Here is a 15,278-nt window from a genome sequence, read left to right as displayed (position 1 = left end):
AAAGTCCTCCTGGGTATGTTTTTGTCGTTAAAAACATTGTACCGTAAAAGGACTGTTATATGGCCTTTTTACTTTTACACAATTATACGGACTTTATCATTTATAACAGATCCATTTATGCTACTCAGTTTTTTACTATTACAAAAAATAAAGGAGTTTTTAAAAATGAAAGACACATTAATGAGTATACAAATAATTCCTAAAACACCAAACAATGACAATGTTATACCTTACGTAGACGAGGCGATTAAAATAATTGACGAATCTGGTATGCATTTTAGAGTAGGTCCGTTAGAAACGACAGTACAAGGAAATATGAATGAATGTTTAATTTTAATACAATCATTAAATGAACGAATGGTGGAACTTGAATGTCCAAGTATTATTAGCCAAGTTAAGTTTTATCATGTGCCAGATGGCATCACTATTGAAACTTTAACTGAAAAATATGATGAATAACATTAAAAGTGAAGTAAACTGGATTTGAATTGGCTTGTTAGAGATGACGTATAACTTTAACTGTTTTTGCACTTTATAGTTAAATTTAATATAATTATTAAATGATACGGGCAAATAGAAAGGATTTTGTAAAGTGAACGAAGAACAAAGAAAAGCAAGTTCTGTAGATGTTTTAGCTGAGAGAGATAAGAAAGCAGAAAAAGATTATAGTAAATATTTTGAACATGTTTATCAGCCGCCTAATTTAAAAGAAGCAAAAAAAAGAGGTAAACAAGAAGTTCGTTATAATAGAGATTTTCAAATTGATGAAAAATATCGCGGTATGGGGAACGAGCGTACATTTTTAATTAAAACATATGGATGTCAAATGAATGCACATGACACTGAGGTCATTGCTGGTATACTTGAAGCATTAGGCTATCAAGCAACGACTGATATTAACACTGCAGATGTTATTTTAATTAATACATGTGCGATTAGAGAAAATGCCGAGAACAAAGTGTTTAGTGAAATAGGTAATTTGAAGCATTTGAAAAAAGAACGACCTGATATTTTAATCGGTGTTTGTGGTTGTATGTCACAAGAAGAGTCAGTAGTGAATAAAATTTTAAAATCGTATCAAAATGTAGATATGATATTTGGTACACATAATATTCATCATTTACCAGAAATTTTAGAAGAAGCATACTTATCTAAAGCAATGGTTGTTGAAGTATGGTCTAAAGAAGGAGACGTTATTGAAAATCTTCCAAAAGTCCGTGAAGGCAACATTAAAGCATGGGTCAATATTATGTATGGTTGTGATAAGTTTTGTACATATTGCATTGTTCCATTTACAAGAGGTAAAGAACGAAGCCGCAGACCTGAAGACATTATAGATGAAGTACGTGAACTTGCTCGTGAAGGTTACAAAGAAATAACGCTTTTAGGTCAAAATGTAAATTCTTATGGTAAAGATTTACAGGATATAGAATATGACTTAGGAGATCTTTTACAAGCAATTTCTAAAATAGCGATTCCAAGAGTTCGTTTCACAACAAGTCATCCTTGGGACTTTACAGATCACATGATTGATGTTATTTCAGAGGGTGGTAATATCGTTCCTCATATCCACTTGCCAGTTCAATCTGGAAATAATGCAGTATTAAAAATAATGGGTAGAAAATATACACGAGAAAGTTATTTGGATTTAGTAAAACGAATCAAAGATAGAATTCCTAATGTAGCATTAACTACAGATATTATTGTAGGGTATCCAAATGAATCAGAGGAACAATTTGAAGAAACTTTAACTCTGTATGATGAAGTTGGTTTTGAACATGCATATACGTATTTGTATTCACAACGTGATGGTACGCCTGCTGCTAAAATGAAAGATAATGTACCTTTAAATGTCAAAAAGGAACGATTGCAACGTTTGAATAAAAAAGTTGGTCATTATTCACAAATAGCTATGAGTAAGTACGAAGGACAAACTGTAACAGTACTTTGTGAAGGTAGTAGTAAAAAAGATGATCAGGTTCTTGCTGGCTACACTGATAAAAATAAGCTAGTTAATTTCAAAGCGCCTAAAGAAATGATTGGTAAACTAGTGGAAGTACGAATAGATGAAGCTAAACAGTATTCATTAAATGGCAGTTTTGTAAAGGAAGTAGAGCCGGAAATGGTGATTCAATAAATGTATAATAAAGATGACGTGTTGAAACAAGCGGATAATATTGCAAATAAAATTAAAAATTTGGATACTATCAAAACATATCAACAAATTGAAGCACAGATTCATCAGAACCAAACGATAAAGACTAAAATGGATATGTTAAAAAAGCATCAAAAACAAGCAGTAAACTTTCAAAATTACGGGAAACAAAATGCGCTAGAACAGTCGGAACATACCATTCAAAGTATAGAAGCAGAAATAAATACATTGCCCATAGTTGAACAGTTTCAAACTTCACAATATGAAGCGAATCAATTATTGAAAATGTTTGTATCAACAATGGAAACACGTTTAAATGACCATAATAAAGCCAAGCATAGTGATTAATTACAAACAAAAAGGAGAACAATCATATGAAATCAAGAAAACTGGCTATAACTGCACTTTTAATTGCAATAAATGTTGTATTAAGCAGTATTATCATCATTCCTCTAGGACCAGTTAAGGCAGCACCAGTACAGCATTTTGTAAATGTATTAAGTGCGGTCATAGTAGGTCCTTGGTATGGATTAGCTCAAGCGCTTATATCATCAATTTTAAGAGTTCTTTTTGGTACTGGTACAGCTTTTGCATTTCCAGGTAGTATGATTGGAGTTTTATTGGCTAGTATGTTTTACATATATCGTAAACATATATTCATGGCCGCGGTCGGTGAAGTACTTGGAACTGGTGTCATCGGAAGTTTAATTTGTATACCATTAGCATATTTCCTTGGGCTTCAAGACTTCTTCATTAAACCGTTAATGATTACGTTCATAGTCTCAAGTGCTATCGGATCTATTATAAGTTATTTCTTATTAATTACTCTAAAAAAACGTGGTATTCTTCAAAGGTTTATAAAATAATTTTATGATATATGATTTCAAACAGAGTCATTGTTCATTTTAATATTGAACGCCCTTACTTAATTAAATGTCTTGAATGTTAGAATTTTAATTTAATTCTAAACATGCTATTGACACATTTTATTAGGTTTGAGGCGTTTTCTTATACATTTAAGATGCTTCGTGATTATATGGTATGAATAGGTTTGTAAAAGTAAGTATGTTAAAATGTATAAGTTAAATAATTAATAATTAAAAAGCTTACAAACGAATATATTGTAAAGACAAATTTTAAAAAGAGACAAGGGTTGTGAAGAAATAATATGTCTAATGTTACACCAATGATGCAGCAATATTTAAAAATAAAATCAGAATACCAAGATTGCTTATTATTTTTTAGACTAGGTGATTTCTATGAAATGTTTTATGAAGATGCCAAGGAGGCATCACGTGTACTTGAAATTACTTTAACTAAAAGAGATGCTAAAAAAGAAAATCCAATTCCGATGTGTGGTGTTCCGTATCATTCTGCAGATAGTTATATAGATACACTTGTTAATAATGGATATAAAGTAGCTATTTGTGAACAGATGGAAGATCCGAAACAAACGAAAGGTATGGTTAGACGTGAGGTAGTAAGAATTGTGACTCCAGGAACTGTGATGGAGCAAGGTGGTGTAGATGATAAACAAAATAACTATATTTTAAGTTTTGTTATGAATCAACCTGAAATTGCGCTTAGTTACTGTGATGTTTCTACTGGCGAATTAAAGGTTACACATTTTAATGATGAAGCGACTTTATTAAATGAAATTACGACGATAAACCCTAACGAAGTTGTTATCAATGACAATATTTCCGATAATTTAAAAAGACAAATTAATATGGTGACAGAAACAATAACAGTCAGGGAAACGTTATCATCAGAAATCTATAGTGTGAATCAAACTGAACATAAATTAATGTATCAAGCGACACAATTATTGCTAGATTATATTCATCATACACAAAAACGTGATTTATCGCATATCGAGGATGTTGTTCAATATGCAGCTATAGATTATATGAAAATGGATTTTTATGCTAAGAGAAACCTTGAGTTAACGGAAAGCATTCGATTAAAATCAAAAAAAGGAACGCTACTTTGGCTAATGGACGAAACGAAAACACCAATGGGAGCACGCCGCTTAAAACAATGGATAGATAGACCACTAATAAGTAAAGAACAAATTGAAGCACGATTAGATATCGTTGATGAATTTAGTGCTCATTTCATAGAAAGAGACACCTTAAGAACATATCTTAATCAAGTGTATGATATTGAACGTCTTGTTGGGCGTGTTAGTTACGGAAATGTTAATGCGAGAGATTTAATTCAACTTAAACATTCCATTTCTGAAATACCGAATATTAAAGCATTACTAAATTCTATGAATCAGAATACGCTTGTACAAGTTAATCAACTAGAACCCCTTGATGATTTACTTGATATATTAGAACAGAGTTTAGTAGAAGAACCACCAATTTCAGTTAAAGATGGCGGACTATTCAAAGTTGGTTTTAATACGCAATTAGATGAATATCTTGAAGCTTCAAAAAACGGAAAAACATGGTTAGCAGAATTACAAGCCAAAGAAAGACAACGTACAGGAATAAAATCATTGAAAATAAGCTTTAATAAAGTGTTTGGTTATTTTATAGAAATAACACGTGCCAACTTGCAAAATTTTGAACCAAGTGAATTTGGTTATATGAGGAAGCAAACGTTATCGAATGCTGAACGTTTTATAACTGATGAACTTAAAGAAAAAGAAGATATCATTTTAGGTGCGGAAGACAAAGCCATCGAATTAGAATATCAATTATTTGTTCAGCTACGTGAAGAAGTTAAAAAATATACTGAACGTTTACAACAACAAGCTAAAATTATTTCAGAGCTAGATTGTTTACAGAGCTTTGCAGAAATTGCTCAAAAATATAATTACACTAGGCCTTCATTTAGTGAAAATAAAACATTAGAATTAGTGGAATCTAGGCACCCAGTAGTGGAAAGAGTAATGGATTATAATGACTATGTGCCTAATAATTGTCGATTAGATAATGAAACATTTATATATTTAATTACAGGTCCGAATATGTCTGGTAAATCGACATATATGAGACAAGTTGCCATAATTAGTATAATGGCCCAAATGGGAGCTTATGTCCCTTGTAAAGAGGCAGTGTTACCTATATTTGATCAAATATTCACTAGAATAGGTGCGGCAGATGATTTGGTTTCAGGTAAGAGTACGTTTATGGTAGAAATGCTAGAAGCACAAAAGGCATTAACTTATGCAACAGAGGATAGTTTGATTATTTTCGATGAAATTGGACGTGGTACTTCAACGTATGACGGTTTAGCTTTAGCGCAGGCAATGATAGAGTATGTAGCTGAAACATCACATGCTAAAACGTTATTTTCAACACATTATCATGAATTGACAACATTAGATCAAGCATTACCAAGTCTAAAAAATGTTCACGTCGCTGCTAATGAATATAAAGGTGAACTTATATTCTTGCATAAAGTCAAAGATGGTGCAGTTGACGATAGTTATGGTATTCAAGTTGCGAAATTAGCTGATTTACCTGAAAAAGTTATTAGCAGAGCACAAGTGATTCTAAGCGAGTTTGAAGCGTCTGCTGGTAAAAAATCATCGATATCAAATTTAAAAATGGTCGAAAATGAACCTGAAATTAATCAAGAAAATTTAAACTTAAGTGTTGAAGAAACAACTGATACTTTATCTCAAAAAGACTTTGAACAAGCATCATTTGATTTGTTTGAAAATGATCAAGAAAGCGAGATTGAACTACAAATTAAAAATTTGAATTTATCTAATATGACACCAATTGAGGCATTGGTGAAGTTAAGTGAATTACAAAATCAATTAAAATAGAGGTGTTGCAAAATGGGGAAAATTAAAGAACTCCAAACCTCATTAGCAAATAAAATCGCAGCAGGTGAAGTAGTTGAAAGACCGAGTTCTGTTGTGAAAGAACTGTTGGAAAATGCTATAGATGCAGGCGCTACAGAAATAAGCATTGAAGTAGAGGAATCTGGCGTCCAATCTATTCGCGTAGTCGATAATGGAAGCGGAATTGAAGCGGAAGACTTAGGATTAGTATTTCATAGACATGCGACTAGTAAATTAGATCAAGATGAAGATTTATTTCATATTAGGACATTAGGATTCCGTGGTGAAGCACTAGCCAGTATTTCATCAGTTGCTAAAGTAACATTGAAGACTTGCACGGATAATGCTAATGGAAATGAAATATATGTAGAAAATGGTGAAATATTAAATCATAAGCCTGCAAAAGCGAAAAAAGGAACAGATATACTTGTAGAATCATTATTTTATAATACACCAGCACGTTTAAAATATATTAAAAGTTTATACACTGAACTAGGTAAAATAACAGATATTGTCAACAGAATGGCAATGAGCCATCCGGACATTCGAATAGCACTCATTTCAGATGGCAAAACAATGTTAAGTACAAATGGTTCAGGACGAACTAATGAAGTGATGGCAGAGATTTATGGGATGAAAGTTGCACGAGATTTAGTACATATATCTGGAGATACAAGTGATTATCACATTGAAGGTTTTGTTGCAAAGCCTGAACATTCTAGAAGTAATAAGCACTATATTTCTATTTTTATTAATGGACGATACATTAAAAACTTTATGCTAAATAAAGCGATTTTAGAAGGCTATCATACACTCTTAACAATAGGTAGGTTCCCGATTTGTTATATTAATATTGAAATGGATCCAATCTTAGTAGACGTAAATGTTCATCCAACAAAACTAGAAGTGCGTTTATCAAAAGAAGAGCAACTATATCAATTGATAGTGAGCAAAATACAAGAAGCATTTAAAGACCGTATATTAATTCCTAAAAATAACTTGGATTATGTGCCGAAAAAAAATAAAGTGTTACATTCATTCGAACAACAAAAAATCGAATTTGAACAAAGACAAAACACAGAGAATAATCAAGAGAAGACGTTTTCATCTGAAGAAAGTAACAGTAAGCCATTTATGGTAGAAAATCAAAACGATGAAATAGTTATAAGAGAAGATTCATATAATCCATTCGTAACGAAAACGTCTGAAAGTTTAATAGCTGATGATGAATCTTCCGGTTATAATAATACACGTGAAAAAGATGAAGACTACTTCAAAAAGCAACAAGAAATTCTACAAGAAATGGATCAAACATTTGATTCGAATGACGATACATCTGTGCAAAATTATGAGAATAAAGCGTCTGATGATTATTATGATGTAAACGATATTAAAGGAACAAAAAGTAAAGACCCTAAACGAAGAATTCCATATATGGAAATTGTTGGCCAAGTACATGGAACGTATATTATTGCTCAAAATGAATTTGGCATGTACATGATTGACCAGCATGCAGCTCAAGAAAGAATAAAATATGAATATTTTCGAGATAAAATAGGTGAAGTTACCAATGAAGTACAAGATTTATTAATCCCGTTAACATTTCATTTTTCAAAAGATGAACAATTAGTCATTGATCAATATAAAAATGAGCTTCAACAAGTAGGTATCATGTTAGAACATTTTGGTGGTCATGATTATATTGTAAGTAGCTATCCAGTTTGGTTCCCTAAAGATGAAGTAGAAGAAATTATTAAAGATATGATTGAGCTAATTTTGGAAGAGAAAAAAGTAGATATCAAAAAATTACGTGAAGATGTAGCAATCATGATGTCATGTAAAAAATCTATTAAAGCGAATCATTATTTACAAAAACATGAAATGTCTGATTTAATTGATCAATTAAGAGAAGCGGAAGATCCATTTACATGTCCACATGGTCGTCCAATTATCATTAATTTTTCAAAATACGAATTAGAAAAATTATTTAAGCGTGTGATGTAGAGAGGATGAATCAAGTGAATAACAACATATTGCCTGCCATAAGAAACATTAAAGATTTAGAGAAACTGATTAAAACAGATTATAAAATGTGTGTGCTTCTAGATATGCATATAGGACATATAAAAAGTATTATGGAATTGCTGAAGCAAAATCATATAGAGTGTTTTATTCATATAGATTTGATAAAAGGTTTAAGCCACGATGAATTTGCAAGTGAATTTATTATTCAGCAATACAAGCCAAAAGGTATCGTATCGACTAAATCTAAAGTAATAAAAAAAGCTAAATCATTAAATACTTTAACGATTTTTAGAGTATTTATTATTGATAGTCAAGCATTGAAACGCAGTATAGATTTGATAAAAAAAGTTGAACCTGATTTTGTTGAAGTACTTCCAGGTGTTGCGAGTAAAGCGATTCATCATATTCAGAAAGAAACAAACACACAAGTCATTGCAGGTGGCCTAATTAATACAATAGATGAAGTCAATGAAGCTGTTAAAAATGGAGCGAAATATGTAACAACTAGTTATGATAAACTTTGGTAAATCATAAGTCTGCAAAAATTTCATTTTTCACGAGATTTAGTCATATAACATATTAAAAAAGCCGTTTTCATATGGGATATGTAATAAGGTATTTAAGGTATCATACAAAGAATAATTAAATAACATAATTAGCACCTCTAAAACGATTAAAATCATTAAAGTTTTAGAGGTGTTTATTAGTAAAAAATGCAACTAGTCATAAAAAATATGGCTGAAGAATGTCAATTAAACATAATGGCGTCATAAATAAATTAGTGCGGATTGATATTTCTAGTTTTCAAATTAAACTACTTTTATAAAGACTTGAAAAATTAAATTTGACAAAATTTTTACAAAAACCATTGACAACGCTTTCATATCGATAGTATCATAACAAATATAATAAAAGTTAATACATAGAATAGAGACGGGAGATTTCTACGAGCCAAACTGCTAGTGTAGGAATCTCTTTGTCTTTTTGGGAGGACATTTAATATGAATGTATATTTAGCAGAATTCCTAGGAACTGCAATCTTAATCCTTTTTGGTGGTGGCGTTTGTGCCAATGTCAATTTAAAGAGAAGTGCTGCGAATGGTGCTGATTGGATTGTCATCACAGCTGGATGGGGATTAGCGGTTACAATGGGTGTGTTTGCTGTCGGTCAATTCTCAGGTGCACATTTAAACCCAGCGGTGTCTTTAGCTCTTGCATTAGACGGAAGTTTTGATTGGTCATTAGTTCCTGGTTATATTGTTGCTCAAATGTTAGGTGCAATTGTCGGAGCAACAATTGTATGGTTAATGTACTTGCCACATTGGAAAGCGACAGAAGAAGCTGGCGCGAAATTAGGTGTTTTCTCTACAGCACCGGCTATTAAGAATTACTTTGCCAACTTTTTAAGTGAGATTATCGGAACAATGGCATTAACTTTAGGTATTTTATTTATCGGTGTAAACAAAATTGCCGATGGTTTAAATCCTTTAATTGTCGGAGCATTAATTGTTGCAATCGGATTAAGTTTAGGCGGTGCTACTGGTTATGCAATCAACCCAGCACGTGATTTAGGTCCGAGAATTGCACATGCGATTTTACCAATAGCTGGTAAAGATGGTTCAAATTGGTCATATGCAATCGTTCCTATCTTAGGACCAATTGCCGGTGGTTTATTAGGTGCAGTGGTATACGCTGTATTTTATAAACATACATTTAATATTGGTTGTGCAATTGCAATTGTTGTAGTTATTATTACTTTGATTTTAGGTTACATTTTAAATAAATCATCAAAAAAAGGTGATATCGAATCAATTTACTAAAATAAAAAGAAACGTAAATAGCATAATTTAACATGTTTGATTCATGGATTATGCTATTTTTTCGCCAAAATTTAACAGATTTTGTACAATGGGTTAGCGATTATTTTTTAATAAAGGAGATACTACTAATGGAAAAATATATTTTATCTATAGACCAAGGAACAACAAGCTCAAGAGCGATTTTATTCAATCAAAAAGGGGAAATTGCAGGGGTAGCACAACGTGAGTTTAAGCAATATTTTCCACAATCAGGTTGGGTTGAACATGATGCAAATGAAATTTGGACATCTGTGTTAGCTGTAATGACGGAAGTAATTAATGAAAATGATGTTAGAGCTGATCAAATTGCAGGTATCGGTATTACAAACCAACGCGAAACAACGGTGGTTTGGGACAAACATACTGGCCGCCCAATTTATCACGCAATTGTTTGGCAATCACGTCAAACACAATCAATTTGTTCAGAATTAAAACAACAAGGATATGAACAAACATTTAGAGATAAGACAGGATTACTTTTAGATCCGTATTTTGCAGGTACAAAAGTTAAATGGATTCTAGACAATGTTGAAGGTGCACGAGAAAAAGCAGAAAATGGCGATCTATTATTTGGAACGATTGATACTTGGTTAGTATGGAAATTATCAGGAAAAGCTGCGCATATTACTGATTATTCAAATGCGAGTCGTACATTAATGTTTAATATCCATGATTTAGAATGGGACGATGAGTTATTAGAACTACTTACAGTACCTAAAAATATGTTGCCAGAAGTTAAACCTTCAAGTGAAGTATATGGTAAGACAATTGATTACCACTTCTATGGTCAAGAAGTACCAATCGCTGGTGTAGCTGGTGATCAACAAGCAGCATTATTTGGACAAGCTTGCTTCGAACGTGGTGACGTGAAAAACACATATGGAACTGGTGGCTTCATGTTAATGAATACAGGTGACAAAGCGGTTAAATCTGAAAGTGGTTTATTAACAACAATTGCTTATGGTATTGATGGAAAAGTAAATTATGCGCTTGAAGGTTCCATCTTTGTTTCGGGTTCAGCAATCCAATGGTTACGTGATGGATTAAGAATGATTAATTCAGCACCACAATCAGAAAGTTATGCGACACGAGTTGACTCTACTGAGGGTGTTTATGTTGTTCCAGCTTTTGTAGGTTTAGGAACACCATATTGGGATTCTGAAGCACGTGGTGCGATTTTCGGTTTATCACGTGGAACTGAAAAAGAGCACTTTATCCGTGCAACTATAGAATCACTATGTTACCAAACTCGTGACGTTATGGAAGCAATGTCAAAAGACTCTGGCATTGATGTCCAAAGTTTACGTGTCGATGGTGGTGCAGTTAAAAACAACTTTATTATGCAGTTCCAAGCAGACATTGTTAATACTTCTGTTGAAAGACCTGAAATTCAAGAAACTACAGCTTTAGGTGCTGCATTTTTAGCAGGATTAGCAGTTGGATTCTGGGAGAGTAAAGATGATATCGCTAAAAACTGGAAATTAGAAGAAAAATTCGATCCGAAAATGGATGAAGGCGAAAGAGAAAAATTATATAGAGGTTGGAAAAAAGCTGTTGAAGCAACACAAGTTTTTAAAACAGAATAAACTTGTAGATTAGACTTTTGTATAAACATTGTGATACAATCAATTTAAGTTAATATTTGAATCGAGAAGCGAGAGATTTGTTCGAACATGTACAATTGAAGGATTGTTTATGTGGGACAAGTCTCTCGTTTTTACATTTTTTAGGAGGCGTTTTGGAATGGCGTTGTCTACTTTTAAGAGAGAACATATTAAAAAGAATTTAAGAAATGATGAATATGATTTAGTAATTATTGGTGGCGGTATTACAGGTGCAGGTATTGCACTAGACGCGAGTGAAAGAGGAATGAAAGTTGCATTAGTTGAAATGCAAGACTTTGCACAAGGAACAAGCTCAAGATCTACAAAATTAGTCCATGGTGGTTTACGTTACTTAAAACAATTCCAAATTGGAGTAGTTGCCGAAACTGGTAAAGAACGTGCGATTGTTTATGAAAATGGACCTCATGTTACGACTCCAGAGTGGATGCTTTTACCAATGCATAAAGGTGGAACATTTGGTAAATTCTCAACATCAATTGGTTTAGGAATGTATGATCGTTTAGCAGGTGTTAAGAAGTCTGAACGTAAAAAAATGTTATCTAAAAAAGAAACTTTAGCTAAAGAACCATTAGTTAAAAAAGAAGGTCTAAAAGGCGGCGGTTACTATGTTGAATATCGTACTGACGATGCGCGTTTAACTATTGAAGTTATGAAGCGTGCTGCTGAAAAAGGCGCAGAAATTATCAACTATACTAAATCTGAACACTTCACTTATGATAAAAATCAACAAGTAAATGGTGTTAAAGTTATAGATAAATTAACTAATGAAAATTATACAATTAAGGCTAAAAAAGTGGTTAATGCAGCAGGTCCATGGGTTGATGATGTTAGAAGTGGTGATTATGCACGCAATAATAAAAAATTACGTTTAACTAAAGGTGTACATGTTGTTATTGATCAATCAAAATTCCCATTAGGTCAAGCAGTATACTTTGATACTGAAAAAGATGGAAGAATGATTTTTGCAATTCCACGTGAAGGAAAAGCGTATGTAGGTACTACAGATACATTCTATGACAATATCAAATCTTCACCATTAACTACACAAGAAGACAGAGACTATTTAATCGATGCGATTAATTACATGTTCCCTAGTGTTAATGTTACAGATGAAGATATTGAATCAACATGGGCAGGAATTAGACCATTAATTTACGAAGAAGGCAAAGACCCTTCTGAAATCTCTCGTAAGGATGAAATTTGGGAAGGTAAATCAGGTTTATTAACTATTGCAGGTGGTAAATTAACAGGCTATCGTCACATGGCTCAAGACATTGTTGATTTAGTATCTAAACGCTTGAAAAAAGACTACGGTTTAACATTTAGTCCATGTAATACAAAAGGTCTGGCAATTTCAGGTGGCGATGTAGGTGGTAGCAAGAACTTTGATGCGTTTGTAGAGCAAAAAGTAGATGTAGCTAAAGGATTCGGCATTGATGAAGATGTTGCAAGACGTTTAGCATCTAAATATGGTTCAAATGTTGATGAATTGTTCAACATTGCGCAAACATCTCAATACCATGATAGCAAGTTACCATTAGAAATTTATGTAGAACTTGTTTATAGTATTCAACAAGAAATGGTATACAAACCTAACGATTTCTTAGTTCGTCGTTCTGGTAAAATGTATTTCAATATTAAAGATGTATTAGATTATAAAGATGCTGTCATCGATATTATGGCAGATATGCTTGATTACTCTCCAGCTCAAATTGAAGCATATACTGAAGAAGTTGAGCAAGCAATTAAAGAAGCGCAACATGGAAATAATCAACCAGCAGTTAAAGAATAATTAATTTGTACAATCATAAACTGGTGTCCTGTTTTAAGGGCATCAGTTTTTTTATACGAGATACATTAGTCAATTGAAACTATGCATCACTAAATGTATGATAATAATAAAAGCGAATATAAAAGCGTTGTTATTAAAGGTGTGAGATGATGACTGAAAAACAATTTAAATTAACTGTACAAGATAATACGAATATTGAAGTTAAAGTGAATTTTACAGATGTAGATTCAAAAGGAATTATTCATATATTTCATGGTATGGCTGAACATATGGAACGTTACGATAAATTAGCACATGCACTTTCAAAGCATGGCTTCGATGTGATACGTCATAATCATCGAGGACATGGTATTAATATTGATGAATCAACAAGAGGGCATTACGATGATATGAAACGAGTTATCGGTGATGCCTTTGAAGTAGCGCAAACAGTGAGAGGCAATGTTGATAAACCATACATTATAATCGGACATTCAATGGGATCCGTTATAGCTAGATTGTTTGTAGAAACATATCCGCAATATGTTGATGGTCTAATTTTAAGTGGTACTGGTATGTATTCATTATGGAAAGGTTTACCAACCGTTAAAGTGTTACAACTGATTACAAAAATTTATGGTGCTGAGAAACGAGTTGAATGGGTTAACCAGTTAGTATCAAATAGTTTTAATAAAAAAATACGTCCATTACGTACACAAAGTGATTGGATTTCTAGTAATCCAATTGAAGTAGATAACTTTATTAAAGATCCATATAGTGGATTTAATGTGTCAAATCAATTATTATATCAAACAGCCTATTATATGCTACATACATCACAATTAAAAAATATGAAAATGTTAAATCATGCCATGCCTATATTATTAGTTTCAGGATATGACGATCCTTTAGGTGATTATGGTAAAGGGATTTTAAAATTGGCGAATATATATAGAAAAGCTGGCATTAAAAATGTTAAAGTGAATCTTTATCATCATAAACGTCATGAAGTGTTATTTGAAAAAGATCATGACAAAATTTGGGAAGACTTGTTTAAATGGTTGAATCAATTTTATAAAAAATAAAGAAAGTGGAATTAAATATGAATAAAAATAAGCCTTTTATTGTAGTAATTGTGGGGCCAACTGCTTCAGGTAAAACAGAGCTTAGCATAGAACTCGCGAAGCGTATCAATGGTGAAATCATAAGCGGTGATTCTATGCAAGTTTACAAACATATGAATATTGGAACTGCAAAAGTAACACCTGAAGAAATGGATGGTATTCCACATCATTTAATTGATATCTTGAATCCTGATGATACATTTTCAGCATATGAATTCAAGCGATTAGCAGAAGATTTAATTACTGATATAACGAATAGAGGTAAAGTTCCAATCATAGCAGGTGGAACAGGCTTATATATTCAATCATTAATATATAATTATGAATTAGAAGATGAAACAGTTACACCTGCACAATTATCCATAGTTAAACAAAAGTTATCTGCATTAGAACATTTAGATAATCAGCAACTACACGATTATTTAGCTCAATTTGATGCGGTTTCTGCAGAAAATATTCACCCTAACAACCGCCAAAGAGGGTTGCGCGCTATTGAATATTATTTAAAAACAAAAAAACTTTTGAGTAATCGCAAGAAAGTGCAACAATTTACTGAAAATTATGATACATTATTATTAGGGATTGAAATGTCGCGTAAAACATTATATTCAAGAATAAATAAACGTGTTGATATTATGTTGGATCACGGATTATTTAGAGAAGTGCAACAACTTGTTGAACAAGGCTATGAATCTTGCCAAAGTATGCAAGCTATTGGATATAAAGAATTAATACCTGTGATTAACGGACAAATGATTTATGAAGATGCTGTCAATGATTTAAAGCAACATTCACGCCAATATGCAAAACGACAAATGACATGGTTCAAGAATAAAATGAGTGTTCATTGGTTAGATAAAGAAAATATGTCACTTCAAATGATGTTAGATGAGATTACAACCCAGATTAAGTAA

The 15,278-nt window shown here is 32.3% G+C and carries 12 protein-coding genes; all 12 read left to right on the top strand.

Annotated features, from left to right (window positions below; genetic code table 11):
- Positions 1 to 165 precede the first annotated feature (165 nt).
- The 12 genes from IDG66_RS06490 (at position 166) to miaA (ending at position 15,278) form a co-directional block, all read left to right on the top strand.
- Positions 166 to 459, top strand: a complete 294-nt coding sequence (locus tag IDG66_RS06490) for a thiamine-binding protein (RefSeq protein WP_000655669.1) — start codon at positions 166 to 168, stop codon at positions 457 to 459.
- A gap of 133 nt (positions 460 to 592) precedes the next feature.
- Positions 593 to 2,137, top strand: a complete 1,545-nt coding sequence (miaB, locus tag IDG66_RS06485; protein ID WP_001001524.1) for a tRNA (N6-isopentenyl adenosine(37)-C2)-methylthiotransferase MiaB — start codon at positions 593 to 595, stop codon at positions 2,135 to 2,137.
- Positions 2,138 to 2,503: a YlbF/YmcA family competence regulator gene (locus tag IDG66_RS06480; protein WP_000282386.1), complete on the top strand. Its 366-nt coding sequence runs from the start codon at positions 2,138 to 2,140 to the stop codon at positions 2,501 to 2,503. It abuts the gene before it with no gap.
- A gap of 26 nt (positions 2,504 to 2,529) precedes the next feature.
- Positions 2,530 to 3,021, top strand: coding sequence for an energy coupling factor transporter S component ThiW (gene thiW, locus IDG66_RS06475; protein ID WP_000842277.1), 492 nt, complete (start codon positions 2,530 to 2,532; stop codon positions 3,019 to 3,021).
- A 302-nt stretch (positions 3,022 to 3,323) separates the two neighbouring features.
- Positions 3,324 to 5,942 (top strand): DNA mismatch repair protein MutS, encoded by a 2,619-nt coding sequence (mutS, locus tag IDG66_RS06470; RefSeq protein ID WP_000073352.1) that lies wholly within the window; start codon positions 3,324 to 3,326, stop codon positions 5,940 to 5,942.
- A 12-nt stretch (positions 5,943 to 5,954) separates the two neighbouring features.
- Positions 5,955 to 7,964 (top strand): DNA mismatch repair endonuclease MutL, encoded by a 2,010-nt coding sequence (gene mutL, locus IDG66_RS06465; protein WP_000516264.1) that lies wholly within the window; start codon positions 5,955 to 5,957, stop codon positions 7,962 to 7,964.
- Between the two features lie 5 nt (positions 7,965 to 7,969).
- Positions 7,970 to 8,512 carry a glycerol-3-phosphate responsive antiterminator gene (locus IDG66_RS06460; RefSeq protein ID WP_001077635.1) on the top strand — a complete coding sequence of 181 codons (543 nt, stop codon included), beginning with the start codon at positions 7,970 to 7,972 and terminating at the stop codon, positions 8,510 to 8,512.
- 474 nt (positions 8,513 to 8,986) lie between these two features.
- The gene (locus IDG66_RS06455; RefSeq protein WP_103143659.1) at positions 8,987 to 9,805 is read left to right on the top strand and encodes an MIP/aquaporin family protein; all 819 of its coding nucleotides are present in this window, start codon (positions 8,987 to 8,989) and stop codon (positions 9,803 to 9,805) included.
- Between the two features lie 128 nt (positions 9,806 to 9,933).
- A complete protein-coding gene (gene glpK / locus IDG66_RS06450) occupies positions 9,934 to 11,430 on the top strand; it encodes a glycerol kinase GlpK (RefSeq protein WP_000417375.1) in 1,497 nt (498 codons plus the stop codon).
- 157 nt (positions 11,431 to 11,587) lie between these two features.
- Positions 11,588 to 13,261, top strand: a complete 1,674-nt coding sequence (locus tag IDG66_RS06445) for a glycerol-3-phosphate dehydrogenase/oxidase (RefSeq protein WP_001218596.1) — start codon at positions 11,588 to 11,590, stop codon at positions 13,259 to 13,261.
- A 149-nt stretch (positions 13,262 to 13,410) separates the two neighbouring features.
- Positions 13,411 to 14,325 (top strand): alpha/beta fold hydrolase, encoded by a 915-nt coding sequence (locus tag IDG66_RS06440; RefSeq protein WP_000136950.1) that lies wholly within the window; start codon positions 13,411 to 13,413, stop codon positions 14,323 to 14,325.
- A gap of 17 nt (positions 14,326 to 14,342) precedes the next feature.
- Complete coding sequence (miaA, locus tag IDG66_RS06435) at positions 14,343 to 15,278, top strand: tRNA (adenosine(37)-N6)-dimethylallyltransferase MiaA (RefSeq protein ID WP_001837357.1); 936 nt, start codon at positions 14,343 to 14,345, stop codon at positions 15,276 to 15,278.

This window comes from Staphylococcus sp. EG-SA-18 (genome assembly GCF_017151825.1).
GTDB lineage: Bacteria > Bacillota > Bacilli > Staphylococcales > Staphylococcaceae > Staphylococcus > Staphylococcus aureus.
The sequence above is the reverse complement of the archived record's forward strand: the minus strand, read 5'-3'. Positions and strand labels throughout refer to the sequence as shown.

Bases quoted from the DNA above. Each gene is read 5' to 3' on its own strand.
- IDG66_RS06460 (WP_001077635.1), top strand. From the start codon at position 7,970: ATGAATCAAGTGAATAACAACATATTGCCTGCCATAAGAAACATTAAA.
- IDG66_RS06490 (WP_000655669.1), top strand. From the start codon at position 166: ATGAAAGACACATTAATGAGTATACAAATAATTCCTAAAACACCAAAC.
- thiW (WP_000842277.1), top strand. From the start codon at position 2,530: ATGAAATCAAGAAAACTGGCTATAACTGCACTTTTAATTGCAATAAAT.
- miaA (WP_001837357.1), top strand. From the start codon at position 14,343: ATGAATAAAAATAAGCCTTTTATTGTAGTAATTGTGGGGCCAACTGCT.
- glpK (WP_000417375.1), top strand. From the start codon at position 9,934: ATGGAAAAATATATTTTATCTATAGACCAAGGAACAACAAGCTCAAGA.
- mutL (WP_000516264.1), top strand. From the start codon at position 5,955: ATGGGGAAAATTAAAGAACTCCAAACCTCATTAGCAAATAAAATCGCA.
- mutS (WP_000073352.1), top strand. From the start codon at position 3,324: ATGTCTAATGTTACACCAATGATGCAGCAATATTTAAAAATAAAATCA.
- IDG66_RS06440 (WP_000136950.1), top strand. From the start codon at position 13,411: ATGACTGAAAAACAATTTAAATTAACTGTACAAGATAATACGAATATT.
- IDG66_RS06445 (WP_001218596.1), top strand. From the start codon at position 11,588: ATGGCGTTGTCTACTTTTAAGAGAGAACATATTAAAAAGAATTTAAGA.
- IDG66_RS06480 (WP_000282386.1), top strand. From the start codon at position 2,138: ATGTATAATAAAGATGACGTGTTGAAACAAGCGGATAATATTGCAAAT.
- IDG66_RS06455 (WP_103143659.1), top strand. From the start codon at position 8,987: ATGAATGTATATTTAGCAGAATTCCTAGGAACTGCAATCTTAATCCTT.